We start from the raw sequence: 15,047 nt of genomic DNA on the forward strand, positions 1-15,047 counted from the left end.
GGCCGCAGATAGTCGTCACCGAACGAGCGGATACCCAGCATCCACCCGAATGGCAGGCGGATCCGCCAGCTTGCCTCGATAGGGCGGCGTCAACCCGCAGCTTGCAGCACGATCAGGGCCAAAATCGTGTGGGAAAATTTGATCCAGCCCGGCCGGAGCGAGGTCAAGGCATGGCCGGCGCGCGCAAGGCCCGGCAAGAGAAGCAAGATGGGAAACACTCGTCTCAAACCGCCGGCACGCCCTTCAGATTGACGAGAAGGACGTAGACATTGACGAAGACTCAATGATGACCTGCGTCGGTCATGTATACGAGCCCCTGACGACGACCGTTCTCGACCCGTTGGTCCAGGGAATTGAACTCGTGTCAATTAGTCCTAAAGGGTTCAAACCAGCGTCATCTTTTTCAGCTAGCAACGCAACGCGCGTCAGACGGAAGCAAATAGTTGTCGTTCTAGAGCCCGTAGCGTAAGTGGTAACGCCATCTTTTACGAGAGAGCATGAATTCTCTTCTCCTCGGCGAGATCGATTTTTGTAGTTCACCTTAGCGGAGCAGCCGCGGATCACCCACGTGTTCTTCACCGAGCACCTGATGGTCGCCAAGCTCGGCACCACGGGCGTGAAGATCTCGACGCGTAAGGGAGCGTGAAGCGCTCGGAGGCTGCTTCGCTCACTACACTGAGCGAAGCTGGATTGATTTTATCGTCATTGCTTGACCATCTGAGCATCAGCAGCGCCGGTGAGGTCGCGCTCGGCGGCGATCTTCGCGCGGCCGGAGCTCGCATCGGCACGATGATCGGACGCGATCGCGACATAGACCGCCGGCAGCACGAAGAGCGTGAACAGCGTGCCTATGGACATTCCCGCGACGAGCACGAGCCCGATCGAGAAGCGGCTCGCAGCGCCAGCTCCCGTTGCGGTCATCAAGGGTATGAAGCCCGCGACCATTGCCGCAGTTGTCATCAAGATTGGACGCAGTCGGACGCGCGCCGCCATCTCTATAGCCGAGCGACGGTCAAGTCTCTCCTTGAGCTGCAGCTCATTGGCGAACTCAACCATCAGGATGCCTTGCTTGGAAATCAACCCGACCAGGGTCAACAGTCCCACCTGGGTGTAGATGTTCATCGTCGCCCAGCCAAAGAATGGCGGGATCAACGCGCCGACGATTGCCATCGGCACGCTGATCAGGATGATAAGGGGATCGCGCAGACTTTCAAACTGCGCCGCAAGCACCAAGAATATGATTATGAGTGCAAATGCAAAGGTAATGGCCAGTTGGTTGCCCTCGTGCACATATTGGCGGGCGTCGGCGAGGAAGTCGTGGCTGAAGCCTGCGGGCAGTTTCTTCGCCTCCGCTTCCAGGAAGTCCACGGCCTGCCCGATCGTGACGCCGGGCATCGGCACGGCCTGAAAGGTCGCGCAGTTGAGCTGGTTGTAGTGTGTGAGCGCGTTCGGATCGGTTGCAGCCTCGATGGACACTACGGTAGACAACGGGAGCATCGAGCCCGTCGCAGTCTTCACATAATAGCTCCCGATTGCTTGCGGCGCCAGGCGTTCCTCGCGTGGCACCTGCGGGATCACCTGGTAGGAGCGGCCCTGTAGATTGAAGCGGTTGACGTAGTTTCCGCCAAGTAGAGTGGCGAGCGCGTTACCGACTGTCTGCATGGTGATGCCAAGCTCGTTGGCCTTGGATCGATCAACCTTGATTCGTACCACCGGCTGGTTGAACTCGAGGTCGGAGTCGCTCACCATGAACAGACCGCTCTTCCGCGCGGCATCCTTCAGCTTCGACATCTCCTCGTAGACGGATTGGAAGCCCAGCGTCGAATTGATCACCATCTGCACTGGTAGGCCATCCGAACCGCCAGGAAGCGGCGGCAAGCTAAACGCAAACGCGTTAATGCCTTCGATTTTGGACAGCTCGGTCTGGACAAGGGACTTTAGTGCAATGGATGATCGCTTGCGCTCGTCCCATGGCTTGAGCAGCATGCCGGCTATGCCAGTCTGCTGGCCGCTAACGCCATTGAGTACAAAGCTCAAATCAGTCTCTGGAAATTTCTGGAGCGCGTGTTCGAGCTTGGCGCCGTAATAGTCGAGGTAATCGATATTGGCATATTTCGGCGCCTTGGTTAGAGCGAATACGATACCTTGATCCTCCTCGGGTGCGAGTTCCTTGGGAGTATGCAAATAGAGAAAGCCGACGAGGCCCAGGATAGTCAGCGCAAACAGGCCGGTAATCGGACGATAGTCGAGCGAGCGGTCGAGCTTGTTGCCGTACCATCGTGTGATGGCGCTGAGCCCGCGATTCACAAATCTTTCAAACCGCCCCCCGTCAGCGCGCCTCAGGAAGAGCGAGCACATCAGCGGCGACAGCGTCAAAGCGATCACGCCCGACACGATCACAGCTCCCGCTAGCGTAAACGCGAACTCGCGGAACAGCGCACCAGTGAGGCCGCCGAGAAATCCGATTGGGGCATACACCGCAGCCAAGGTAATCGTCATGGAGACTACGGGGCCGACGATTTCGCGCGCGCCCCTTATGGCAGCCTGTAGTGGCGGCGCATCTTCTTCTAAATGGCGATGAATGTTCTCCACCACCACGATCGCGTCATCGACCACGAGACCGATCGCGAGGACCATCGCAAGGAGAGTCAGGAGATTGAATGAGAACCCCAGCGCCAGCATCATGCTGCAGACACCGACGAGCGACAACGGAATAGTAATCACCGGAATGATGACCGACCGCAGCGAGGCCAGGAATAGGAAGATTACTACCACCACGATCACGACGGCCTCGATGAGCGTCTTCTCCACTTCATCGATCGACGATTGAATGAATTTGGTGGAGTCGTAGGCCACTTTCATCTTCATTGATGGCGGCAGGTTACGCTCCATTTCTGGAAACAGCGCCCGAACGCCTCGCACTATGTTTAGCGGATTGCCTTGCGGGCTCGCCTGAACGCCGATAAAGACCGCGTGCTCGCCGTTCATTGCGACGCTAGTGTCTGCGGTCTGCGCGGCAAGCTCGACTACCGCAATGTCCTCCATGCGCACAAAACCACCGTCATTGGCTTTGACGATCATGCGCTTGAATTCATCGACACTCCGCAGATCCGTGTTTGCCGTGACATCGGAGATAGTGAAATAGCTCTTGGTCTGGCCGGCCGCGGCCTGGAAGTTGTTAGCCGCGATTGCAGCCGAAACTTCGGCTGGCGACACGCCGTACCCTGCCATTTTCCCAGGATCGAGCCATAGCCGCATCGCAAAACTCTGCCCCCCCAGGATGTCTGCCGCTGCGACACCGTCGACGGTTGACATCACGGGTTGCACGACGCGCGAGAGGTAGTCGGAGATCGCGCTGGCCGCCAGTTCCTCGCTGGAGAAGGCGATATACATGACAGCGGTGGCCTGACCGGTCGACTTAGTGACGACCGGATCGTTTGATTCCTTCGGGATTAAATATTTGACTGAATTGACTTTAGAGAGCACCTCCGTAAGCGCTTCGTTGGGATCGAAATTGAGCTTGATGTAGACTCTGATGGTCGAGATACCAAGCACAGACGAGGAATTGATGTAGTCGACGCCCTCAGCGGACGCGACTACCTGCTCCAGGGGAGTGGTGATGAACCCCTGGATCAGGTCGGCGGAGGCGCCAGGATAGGAAGTTGTGATAGTGACGACCGTATTGGATAGCTTGGGATATTGCCTGATCGGCAGTACGGTGGCCGCGCGCAAGCCGATCAGCATAATCAAGGAACTGATAACAATAGACAATACCGGACGTCTGATGAAAAGCTCAGTAAATGCCATATCGACCCGTTTGAAGAGTGGGATGCAAATTCAAGCGGCAATGATCACAATGCGGCGGCTGTGCTAGAGCCCCCAGTATGAGGGACGTGCTATTGGCTACCCCAAGGGCTCACGTGCTCGCGAGCTCGAACGCCCGATCCTTCGCTTCCATCTTGGTCGCTCGAGTGAATGTTATTCCGTTGCTCTGATGGCAGATCGCGACCTCGATGGCACCTTCTATAAAGCCCCTGTCTTTTTGCGTGCAATCGGCCAAAGGTGCGACACCTGATCGGAACTCAACGACTTATAGCAAGGCATCAGGTTTCGCACTGACCCGCAGACCGAATGATCCGGGTTCAACATCGAAAGTACAAACGATCTGACGGGTGCTCAACTCTACAAAGGTAAATGGGTGATATAGCCTGGGCTGCAAAGCACTATACCAACGTTTGTCGAATTGGTCGCTGATCGCCATTGCGCAACTCGTGATGTTGCAGGACACAAAGTTCTCGTCCCCACAATATTCCGTACGCACGCGTTATCGCTTCGCTAGGTCGCTAAACAAAGTCGCCTCGGAGTTGGCCCTTGGCTACTAGCTCGACGCCCCTTTTCCGAGCAGTGCCTTGAGCATTCCTTGCCGCTCAATATGCTGCGCGCGGTTTGCGCCACGCATAGCGCTACCGAGTTGGCAACCCAGTATTACATTGTCGATCAGCTGCGTTGAGCCGACGTAGGCTGCCGCACAAAGCGCCGCGGGGCGGCGCACATCTGCGCTCAAGCACTCCCAGGGGGCTCATCTCCTGCTTCAGCCGAGCGATCTTTTCCTTGATCCTCATCATTTTGATGCTGATCGCTTCCGATGGCTCCTGCCGATCGGCGCTATCGAGTTGACGCAGATATCGACCGACGCTTTCTCGATCTGCGCCTTCCGCCTCACCATCTTGGCATGCGTGAAGTTGCGGTCGCGGTTGTTCACCGCCTTGAACTTGCCGCCGTCGATTGCGACGCTTGGTGTCTGCAACAGGCCGGTCTGCCGGATAGTGCAATGAACTTCGCACAAACCTTCCGGATCGCCGCACCATTGTCCTTCCGGAAATTGGGCGATCGTCTTATGATCGGGAGCCAGGCGGCCGATCAGCTACATCAGCTCGATATTGCGGCACGCCTCCGAGGCGATCACACGCTCAAAACCCAGTCTGTGCAGATCGAGCGCCTCGACAAACACATCGATAACGGACCGCGTTGTCCCTCGCTTACCCAATTCTCCAGACATTCCGGCAAGAGCGTCAGCTGGGATCTGTCCGCGCCTTCAACGAAGCGTCCCATCCTTATCCCTCATCAGGAAACGGAAGAATCTCAGCCGCTCGCGGCTTTTCACACAGCCAGGGTCATGACGCGGTGACCTTGATGCGGAGGCTTGTGGCGAATGCAGCCTTGAGGAGGACCACGGCGCTGCCGTGTCGCTCGCTCTTCATCACCTTTCTGAAGGAATTTCGGGAGGCATCGTCGAGACAGATTTCGACATAATGTCCGCCAGGCTCTTCGCGGCGAGCCGCAGGCTGCTCTGTCGGTTCCGCCACATGTTGATCGATGGCCTACACGGTTGAACTTGCAGAGCTTGTTTTGATTTCGTTGGATCAGGTCGCCGGGATGTTCACGTTCATAGCGCCGCACCGACTCGGCCGGACGCAATCGGCTCAATCCTAGCCGCCGCTGGATAGGGCTGGTGGTCGCCGGCGACAAGCCGGCCTCGGTTGCGATCTATTTGCTTGTGTGGCGCTGTCGTCGCACTCCTTCGGCGCATGTGGTAGGCAGGGTTTGGCTTGACATGAAAGAGGTCTTGTGGAGCGATCACGGTCCATCGACGCCTGCCTCGCGGAACGCTTGACCCACTTGGCGACGGACTTCGCCGAAATATCAAAGTGCACCCTTTGTCAGGTCATCTACGATGACGCTCCGCGCCATGGCCTCTCAGCCTTCGGCGTCAGAGGTGCATCCTTATGGGTGCCCATCGATCCTCCGGGAGTGGGCTAAAGCTTTGACAACTTTTCTCCCTCGTTCAGGACCGGTTGGACAGCTTACCGAAAGCTCACACTAGTGGTCTCACAGACATCCGACCCGAACCGGCTGACACCCAGGCGGCTCCTCTAAAAGCGCGCGTATGCGCGCGGCGATCTGCCGTGCTTCGTTGGGCCGCAGGTTGGGTTTCATGCAATCCAGTATGGCTAGCATCGCCCGAACTTCGTCGATGTTTAATGTCGCGACCTTGCGATCTGATAGTCCCAGCGACTGATCGGCGGCACGGACCTGATTGGACACAAGCACCGCAAGCGCTTGCGACCGCAGGGACGCGATATGCCGCTCGATAGTATGCATTTGTTGGCCTGTAGCCGCCCTGTGGGCAGGTGTCGCAAGCGCTCGTGGCAACCCGGTCCAAAGACTGGGGCTGGCCACCTTTGCTGAGAGGCTCAAATTCTCAAGGGCTACCAAGCTGTATCTTCGAGAAGTAACGAAGGCCACCTACCAAAATCGGTCGGTCCCGTCCTCATCGGCGACTCTCCAAGCTGGGTAGCCGGATCTTTGCCTTGAAGAAACTGGAGACACCAGCATGTCCAGACACGTGCGCATTGCATAAACAAGAATGATAGGCCAAACGCACATGAGAGACGCAAAAATGTTGGCGGAGTAAATTCGAACCGCGATAGAAGCAGTCCGTTGGAGAGATTATCCAAGACCTCGAAAGCCGCGCCAGGGAGTACCGCATTGAAGAATCGGAGAGGTGTCGGCGCCGTAGTCGCCACACATGGGCGGAGACAATTGCATCAAGACAACAGCGGACGGAATGCAGCCAGGCAATCTCTGAGTGTTGCTGATGATTATCGGAAGCAGTGCGAGCGCGATTCGGCGTCGTTGGTTGCGCTGGAGCAGACGCTGTCCCTACCCCGCCCGCACTGCCAGTTGAGCTTAGCAGAACTTGGTTCAGCGCTTGTCCCCCAACGCGCACACAGGGGCACCGCTGCCCCGGCCACCCAGCTACTGTTCCGAACTCAGCTTGAAGTGGCGGCAAGAAGCTGATCGGAATTTTATCGCTCGCAAAACGAGCAAAATCGACAGAACGAGAACTAATCCGTGAGTTGGAAGCGATGCGAACGCGGCTCGGCGCCTGACGGTCTGGGGGCTCATGAGGCACTATCCTGCCGCATCCGCAGTGCAATGAGCTTAACGGAAGCGTGACTCGGCACATGGTGGTCCTTCAGCTCATGCGCTGTCCCTGCCACGCCCCCGTTAAACCCAACGATTCTTTATCGGGGCAGGCTTACCGAAAGCTGACACGGCTGCGAAGCAATTTACAAAACGAAAAGCCATGTGGGCCGCTTGCCGTCGGCAGCAATATCGACGTTTACGCCTCGGCCAATAGCCATTCGGCGCGCTTGCGATCAGCGGCAGCCGCACCGGGGCTACGCGCCGGATTGACGCTCAGCCAATCCACTGCACGTTTGCGACTGATCGTCGCTATGACCTCACGCCCCCGGCTCGTGCGGCTCTTCGACCGTGGCAGGATTGGCCATTCGGATCGCGCATCTGTTGCTTTCGAACCCGAATACGTCGCGCCGCTTACCAGGTCGCTGGTTTCGCGTGTCGAGGACGATTGGGTCCCGATTTGTCAAAATGCGTTACTGAGCTCGATCGCGGCGATCAGCCGGTAATGCGAAAACTAGACGCAATTGGCGAGTTCGAGAGAAAGCAGCGCGGATGCGACTCGGCGCCTATGTCCACCGGGGGACGGTGGATAAATGCGCTATTTTGCCGCATCCGCTTCGCCGGGAACCTAGGGGCGACATGACTCGGCACCCTCCATTGGAGGAAGGAAGGCGCTGTCCCTATCATGTGCCGCTGGCTCAATAGTCAGCCTCGGGGATCACAAGGCTAACCCACCCGACTTTCCCGTGAGGCCCGTCGCCTCAGGGCGGTGGGAGTTTAGCAAGAGAGCGGCGTCGGGTGACCTACCAGCATTAGTGGTGATGCACAGCAATGGAGAAACTGTTGGTCAAACTTGACGACCGGGCGAGTTAACGCCGCTCAGTCCTCCCGAACGATCAGACGACGCCGGGGTCGCCGCTATTTCGCCACATCTCGGTTTCAGCTGCCGTGAGTAAAATAAATCCGAGCGCCCCCTAAAGCATCGGCCAGCCCAGCATTTCGTCACAACGCGGATGGCGCGAGCTGGCAACGAGACTTGAGGCAGCTCCTCGACAAGCGGAGGGCGGTTTGCGCCGACCGCCTAGCGCTACCTGTGGGAGCGATCTTGCGCACCCCTGGATCACTTGCCACCCACTATGATGACGGTTCGCGCATCGTCGATTGGCGCAGCGATAGTATTCTGCTTGTCAACATTCTTCGGCACCAATGACGCAGTCCCCGGCTCGAAAATCGGTGCGGGCGTGACACTGCCGCGACGCTGTCTCCACTGCGTTGCGACATCGGGTTTCGTCGTCACCTCAGCAAGGTTCTCAGTTCGCGTCGGTTCATAAACCAATGTCTCAGCGTCGAGCGCCAGCGAAGACGCGGCCGGTAACGAGACCGCAGCGATGTCGCTCATGCCGCCCATCGTGAGCTTCTGACCTTTACGATGGCAGCACGCTTCATACCGGGTTCGGGGTATCAGGCGCTCCGTTACGCCGTTGCAGAGCATCTTTGCGTACAAGCATTGGAGCCCCCTCACTACACCGCGGCTTTGTCGCGCCGATATAGCTCCCGGCGCTGTTTGCGATTCTGGCGAACCTCTCGTTCCCCAGCACCTCCACGCTCCCTTTGCTTGCGAGAGACCAAGGTACGACGACCACGGCTTGCGGCGGCGAGCATTGGCTTAGAGGCGTTTGTCCCTCGAGCTGGCGTCTGCAGCAAGCTCCTGCCGTTAGGGAGCGCAGTTGCGCGATGAAGTTCGCGGCGAACAGCTCGCTGTCAAGCAGAGCTCTGTAGAGAGGCGCAAGCATCCATGCCCTTCTTATCACTAAGCATCGGTCAATTCCTTCTCTCGCGGTCGACCGAACCGCTTTCGTTCCCAAAATGAAGCTACGCCAGCAACGCGATAACGGCTATGCGTGCCGCAATGCAGCCGGGCCTTTTGCGTACTGTCAGCGCGTGGCTCCGGAGTCTGGTAGGATCTTTCGCGATGGATTGCGAGAATTGGCGCGGCCTCAACTTGTGAGGCTGGGAGGCGATCGGTCTTGATGTTATCTGTGCTCAGCACAGGTCTGAAAGTCGCGTCTGCCGGTGCGTCGACGCTATGCCACCATTTGCTTCGTCGGGACTCGGCGGAATAACCGGGAATATGGCAAATTGTGAATGCGGGATCGGCTGCGGAACTAGGCGCGGAAGAGAAGTGCGCTGCCGGCCCTCGTCGGCCTTAGGATCTGCCAGATTTTGTTTGGCGACGATGATCGGAAAGGTGTGCTGCAAAGATCCGCTCGCCTGCCGGATCGCAAAGGCGCGCATCAATCGGCGGCGTTTGGCGGCACCAGCATAATTCGGCGTCCTCTGCAGCTTAGCCGGGTCAAGGAAGCTGTGACCTGTCGATCTAAGAGGGCGCAAATCGACGTCGCAGATCGAGATCAGAGACATTGTCCATTGGTGACAGAACCGATCTCAGCGGCGCCAAGTATCGTTCGGCAGCCGCCTCGGCTCATGATGTCGCTTGCCAAGGAACGTGTCCGCCCACTTATGCAGCAGATCGCGAGAGTGACGCAGCGCAGCGTAACTGGCTGCCCGCCTTTCAGCGTCTCAAGGCTCTGGCTGACAGGAATCGGCGGGCAGGGATCGGGCATGGCTCACCTGTTAATGTTTTGAAGTATTCTGAGCCCGGAAGGTCTAGAACAAGAGGGGAGGCAGCGCGGGCCGGCGCTCGCGCTGTTCAAAGCTCTGAAACTACCGGCTCCGCGCTGCCAGCGAAGTTAAATGACGATGTGACTCGGCGCTCGTCGAAGAGGCCCTTGGAAAGCGCTGTCCCTATCACGTGCGCCACTTCGCTCGCCAGCGTCACGGTATTGCAACGCTGCCACCTAGCACCCTTGGGCGGCTGCCCGGGGCGTTCTGCCTTTTTATCGTAGAGAAGTCCCGCAAGGCACCCACCAGATTTGGTCGGTTGAGCTGGTTACCAAGAAGAAATTGAAGTGAAAACGAGTCGTTGTGCCGACCACTCCTGCCCCGCATCCAAGCCTGACGCCGCTTATCGCGAGGGGCAATGAGGAGCTTCTGGCTTGTTCACAGTAGGCACGGATCTGATTCGCGCCGCATCAACGTGAAGCCACCGGCCAACTCTCAGGAATATCAAAATGTCAGAACCTGAAGGCATTTCGCAGAATTGGCTATAGTATATGGGCCCTTCATCTGAGACAAAAATTCGACAGAAAATCGTACCTGGCCATATGCTTATTGCGGTTGCGCCCTATGAGGGTCTTTCCTGTGTATCTTCGAAACCGGTCCCGCGAGGAACCTGCCAGATTTGATCGGTGGGCTCCCCCTCACAGGCCATTTCCGCTCGCCTGGATAGACCTGCCTAAGGACCGTTGAACCCCACCCTGGCCTAAGGTCTAGCTACTGGCTCTAATCACGCCAAGGTGATGGCGAAATCGATGGCCGGAATAGAGCTCTGGCGAGGCCCGGAGTTTCCACTCAGGTATTCGGTAGATGGAGAGGGCGTGCGCTTTGACGGTATCAATTCCGCGCAAGCAAAGCCATTGGCTCCTCTCTTTTTCTTCGCTTGGGCATCCGATTGTACGACGAGTTAATAGCGGCCGTTGCACTAAGTTTTCATCCGAGCAGGATGCTCGACATGATCAGTTCCCCCCACGTCTTGTTGACTGGCCCCAGCGCAGGTGCGTGCACCTCGTTGAGCAGAGCGATGGCCTAAAGGTTCGATCGTGCGGGAAGCCGATCGCAACTTTTGCTTGCAGACGAATCCAGACAAGGCGATCTTACGTCTCGCGCGAGTACTTGCCCGTGTGGCCGCGAGGGAAGATCATGAAAGACAGCTCATCGATCGAAGCGATAAGGAAAAGAGCGACGATCTATGCTCGATTCTCAACCGATCTACAGAACGAGAGATCGATTGAGGATCAGCTTTCACTTTGTCAGAGCTATGCAGAACGCGAACGCTTAACTGTTGTCAGCACCTATGAGGATCGAGCCCGTTCGGGTGGCTCAGTCATGGGACGCGAAGGCCTTCTTCGGATGTTTGACCAAGCGCGGGAGAGATCCTTTGACGTAGTAATCGTCGAAGCGCTCGATCGTCTTTCTCGCGACATGGAGGATCTCGCAGGCATCCATAAGCGGCTGACTTTTCTCGGAATCGAGATCCGGGCGGTTCACGAAGGTGTTGTCAACACCGTGCTGGTCGGCCTTCGCGGCTTGGTCGGACAACTTTATCGTGAAGACAACGCTCACAAGGTGCGTCGTGGCCTAGCAGGGCGGGTCAAGCAAGGTTTGGCTGGAGGTGGCCTGACATACGGATACGCCCCGGTTGCCGGAAAAAGCGGCGAACGGGTCGTCCTCGAGACCGAGGCACAGGTGATCCGGCGCATCTTTCAGGAATACGTGGACGGTCGAACGCCTCGCGAGATCGCACACGATCTCAACAAGGAAAGGGTATCACCTCCGCGAGGGCGCGCATGGAATGCTTCAACTATCAATGGCAACGTTCAGCGTGGCGCCGGAATTCTGCAGAACGAGCTTTATGTAGGGCGCCTCGTCTGGAACAAGGTCAGGATGGTGAAAGATCCCGACTCGGGAAAGCGCCTGTCACGACCGAATCCGAGGAGTGATTGGCAGATTGCTGAAGTGCCGCATCTTGCAATTGTCAGTCCAGAGTTGTTCACAGCTGCCCAGCAACGCAAAGGGGAGCGCAGCCACGGCCACCCCAGCCATCAACGTCGGCCCCGTCGGATGCTATCTGGCTTACTCCATTGCGGTTCATGCGGCTCGGGTATGGCAACGAATGGACGGGACAAATCGGGGCGCGTTCGGATTCGCTGCTCAGCGGCTACCGAAAGTGGCACGTGTCCTGACGCCAAGACGTTCTATTTAGACACGGTCGAGACTGCAGTCCTCAGCGGGCTAAAGGCCGAATTGCGTGCGCCGAACGTTCTTTCGGAGTACGTGCGCACATATGTAGAGGAGCGGAAGCGCCTCGCAGCTACATCAAACGCAAAGCGGCAGCGCCTTGAGCAGCAGCTTGGGCAATTGAACCGGGAAATCGAACGACTGGTGGATGCGATCGCAAAAGGACATGGCGATCCGTCTATTCTCGGACCGCGATCAACCGCGCTGGATGCCAAACGAAAGCGGATATCCGAGGAGTTGCAAAGTGAACCGCTTGCCCTGAAGGAAGTCGCGCCGCATCCGGCCATCCTCAAACGATACGAGGATCAACTCGGTCGGCTTGAAGGAGCACTAGCAAAAGGTGCCCGTGCGGGCGACGGAGAGGCCGCAGAAGCCATCAGAGACCTGGTCGAGAGGGTCACTGTGTTCCGCGATCCAGCGCGCCCAGGTGGTGTAGCCGTGGAGATAGCAGGCCGGCTAAATGCCCTGCTCGGGGAAAAGGCCTATCCCAACCACGTCAAAGGAGTGTGGGGAAAGGTGGTAGCGGGAGAGGGACTCGAACCCCCGACCCCAGGATTATGATATCTCGCCTCTTGTAGTCTGGCGCGTTCGTACAGCATTTTCACCGCAAATAATTAGAAAAAAACGCTCTGAAACGCTCCTCGGCGCCTTTCTGCCGACGAGATTTTTGGACTTCAACGGTACCAATGTGGTACGTACCTCCGAATTCTTCGGTTTATGGGAAGCAAAGTGGCATCGCGTCGCGTGGAAATGACAGCGGAGATCGTCGCGGAGGCGATCGAACTAGCCGTCGAGGGCAAGACCAAGCTCCTCGACTACTACGATATCAAGCAGCCCTACTGGGTCCTTCGGGTCCGCGGTCATGCCGCTTCCTGGCTGGTCAAGACGCGGACCCGCACGGTCAAAATCGGTTCCACGATCCCACCGGCCAAGGCGGCGAACATCCCGGAGTCCCGCCGGCGTGTGGACGCAGCAAGCGATGGGTTCCTTGGACTGCGGGACGCTCAAAAGCTGGCGCGAAAGAAGTGGGCCGAATTGGACGAACGCCCCCAGACCCAGATCGCCCCGGAAACGCCAGGATGGACCTGGGGCAAACTGGTCACGGAGTATCGCACCTATCTTGGGGAGATGAGGGAGGACGCGTCCGGCAAGCCGATCTTTCCCTCCGAAGACACTCAGAACGACGCCCGCTTGCTCTTCGCTCGGCCTGAAGTGTCGGAGCACGAGAACAAGCGACTAGCCGACCTCGACGAGGAATGGTTCGAGGGGGTCCAGGCGAAACTACACGGGAGAAAAACCGGCGGCTTCACTGCCTACCGCAAATTTCGCGCGTACGCCCAGGCGGCTCTCACCTGGGCCGCGACATACAAGCGGCGGGAAAGTGGCCTGACGGGACGCCGATGGTGGCTGGCTGCCGAGAAGCGGCAGCGCACGGACAAGGAAGTGAGGGCGAAGCGGCAAAGGCAGACCGCACTGCAGAAGAAGAAGGAGAACTTCAAGGTTGAACACCTTGGCCAGCTTCTGGCCGAACACGAACGGTTCTGCGCTTGCCGGACCGGCAATGCGCGGGTCTCACCCTCCGTTCGCTGGGGTCTGTGGTGGGACGCTTTGACCGGGCATCGGCGCGGTTCGGGCACCTGGATCGCCCTTGAAGACGTCCAATACAAGGATCCGAACGGCAAGGCCGGCTGGGGACTCGCTACTTGGCAAGCCGAAGTCATGAAGGCCCAGAACGACTTCACACTGCCCATGCCCCCATTGGGTCTGCACATCATCGACTGCTGCATGCGCGACTGGAAGAAGGCGGCGGCCGAGCGCAAGAAGCCGATCGCCCGCGTCAGCAAATGGGTGTTCGCCTCCCGCGTGACAAGCATCGGCGATGTCGCGGTCTCGGGATCCGCACTCGCCAACCACCTCCGCAGCCTTAGGGGGTTGCGCCAAGGCAACCACCGCGACGTGCTGCGCGGAATTCCGCTCTTCTCCATGCACATCATCCGCTCCACGCTCGGCGACTTCATCCTCGATCACACCGAACTGCCGCCAGGCACCGCATCGCTGATGATCGGCCATGAGATCGCGGGCGACCGCAGGGACGAACTCGACCGCGTCGGACGGACCGGCAAGCGCTGGTACTTCCAGGCCCAGCGCATACCGGAGAAGACCGCCGCGATGGAAAAGTGGAGCGAGGCGCTCCTGAGGGCCTACTTCGCCGCCGGCGGGCGCTATCCAGAGTGACGCGGCGCGATCGCGCCTCCGGCGCTGTACGACAGCGGACGTCCTTGAAAACTCGCCCGCCGTCCCTTGTCGATGTTTTTTCTTCAGATTTTTTTTTACGTGACGTTTCAACCTCCTGGAAAAAGTGAATCCTTGCGAGCTATCCCCGCACGCGATCCGTCGATTGCGCCCCTCGTTTTTACGCTTAGATCACGATGGAACGCTTGGGGACATTCGCCGGTGGCGGACGATCGAACAAGCCCAACTTCAACCCACAAGGATCGCTCGGGGCCCGCCAGATTCCGACTTTTACGATCCGTCCGGCCTCCTGGCTTGCTCCCGACGTATTCTACGTCGGTACAGACGACGAACGCGGCGTACTGCTTCGCCTCGACGGCGACGTTTGGCGCGCCTGCTCCTCGGCGGTTCAAGTGTTCGAAGGTGGCATCTCCGTCGCGGGCAAGAATGTCGACTTGATCGAGGCGGCCGAGCGGGCGATCGCATTGGGCCTCGATTCGCTGCTGCTGAAGCAATTGGAAGAGCAGCGGATCGAAGCGAAGGTGCGAGCGGCGGATCGCTGGACGCATCTCATCAAACGCGGGGCCCTCGGTGACGGCCCCTGCGGCACCGAATCGTCGGGCGAATGGTTTCTCGTCGAGCTCGCCGGTACGCGGCTGGAATGCGGGAAGCCGGCTTTGGAGCTGCTAGACGGGTTTTCGGCTTCCGAGATCGAGAGCATCCGGGACGCGATGAGAGTCCTGGGACCGGACGGCTGGTATTGGCCGGTGGTTCATCGAACCCCGGCAACAAGCTCCATACGGTCGTGACCGTCCAGAAGCCCGAAGGCCTTCGTCATCGCCGCGGCGTCTTCTCCTGACGCTCTCCGCTCTTAAGCAGGCGTGCGCTGCGCTCTCGCTGCCGGCTTTTTC

The 15,047-nt window shown here is 58.4% G+C and carries 8 protein-coding genes; 5 read left to right on the forward strand and 3 right to left on the reverse strand.

The annotated features are described in order from the left end of the window. Positions 1-702: 702 nt before the first annotated feature. The gene (locus QA649_RS37005; RefSeq protein ID WP_283021459.1) at positions 703-3,807 is read right to left on the reverse strand and encodes an efflux RND transporter permease subunit; all 3,105 of its coding nucleotides are present in this window, start codon (positions 3,805-3,807) and stop codon (positions 703-705) included. A gap of 838 nt (positions 3,808-4,645) precedes the next feature. Here QA649_RS37005 and QA649_RS37010 point away from each other — a divergent pair. After that, entirely contained in the window at positions 4,646-5,188 is a 543-nt protein-coding gene (locus QA649_RS37010) for a hypothetical protein (protein WP_283021460.1), read from the forward strand. 1,840 nt (positions 5,189-7,028) lie between these two features. Continuing rightward, positions 7,029-7,493, forward strand: coding sequence for a hypothetical protein (locus tag QA649_RS37015; protein WP_283021461.1), 465 nt, complete (start codon positions 7,029-7,031; stop codon positions 7,491-7,493). Positions 7,494-8,107: 614 nt separating this feature from the next. Here the strand turns inward: QA649_RS37015 and QA649_RS37020 are convergent. Next, a complete protein-coding gene (locus QA649_RS37020) occupies positions 8,108-8,386 on the reverse strand; it encodes a hypothetical protein (RefSeq protein ID WP_146006638.1) in 279 nt (92 codons plus the stop codon). Between the two features lie 644 nt (positions 8,387-9,030). Beyond that, on the reverse strand, positions 9,031-9,408 hold the full coding sequence (locus QA649_RS37025; protein WP_283021462.1) for a hypothetical protein: 378 nt from the start codon (positions 9,406-9,408) through the stop codon (positions 9,031-9,033). 1,398 nt (positions 9,409-10,806) lie between these two features. Here QA649_RS37025 and QA649_RS37030 point away from each other — a divergent pair. The 3 genes from QA649_RS37030 (at position 10,807) to QA649_RS37040 (ending at position 14,945) form a co-directional block, all read left to right on the forward strand. Then, the gene (locus QA649_RS37030) at positions 10,807-12,465 is read left to right on the forward strand and encodes a recombinase family protein (RefSeq protein ID WP_283021463.1); all 1,659 of its coding nucleotides are present in this window, start codon (positions 10,807-10,809) and stop codon (positions 12,463-12,465) included. Positions 12,466-12,633: 168 nt separating this feature from the next. Next, entirely contained in the window at positions 12,634-14,139 is a 1,506-nt protein-coding gene (locus QA649_RS37035) for a hypothetical protein (protein ID WP_283021464.1), read from the forward strand. Between the two features lie 203 nt (positions 14,140-14,342). After that, positions 14,343-14,945, forward strand: a complete 603-nt coding sequence (locus tag QA649_RS37040) for a hypothetical protein (RefSeq protein ID WP_283021465.1) — start codon at positions 14,343-14,345, stop codon at positions 14,943-14,945. The last annotated feature ends 102 nt before the right edge of the window (positions 14,946-15,047 follow it).

The organism is Bradyrhizobium sp. CB1717 (assembly GCF_029714325.1).
Taxonomy (GTDB): Bacteria; Pseudomonadota; Alphaproteobacteria; order Rhizobiales; family Xanthobacteraceae; genus Bradyrhizobium.

What these genes read in the sequence shown, in the direction of transcription:
- QA649_RS37020 (WP_146006638.1), bottom strand. Translation starts at nt 8,386, where the DNA reads ATGAGCGACATCGCTGCGGTCTCGTTACCGGCCGCGTCTTCGCTGGCG.
- QA649_RS37005 (WP_283021459.1), bottom strand. Translation starts at nt 3,807, where the DNA reads ATGGCATTTACTGAGCTTTTCATCAGACGTCCGGTATTGTCTATTGTT.
- QA649_RS37015 (WP_283021461.1), top strand. Translation starts at nt 7,029, where the DNA reads ATGGTGGTCCTTCAGCTCATGCGCTGTCCCTGCCACGCCCCCGTTAAA.
- QA649_RS37010 (WP_283021460.1), top strand. Translation starts at nt 4,646, where the DNA reads ATGGCTCCTGCCGATCGGCGCTATCGAGTTGACGCAGATATCGACCGA.
- QA649_RS37030 (WP_283021463.1), top strand. Translation starts at nt 10,807, where the DNA reads ATGAAAGACAGCTCATCGATCGAAGCGATAAGGAAAAGAGCGACGATC.
- QA649_RS37025 (WP_283021462.1), bottom strand. Translation starts at nt 9,408, where the DNA reads ATGTCTCTGATCTCGATCTGCGACGTCGATTTGCGCCCTCTTAGATCG.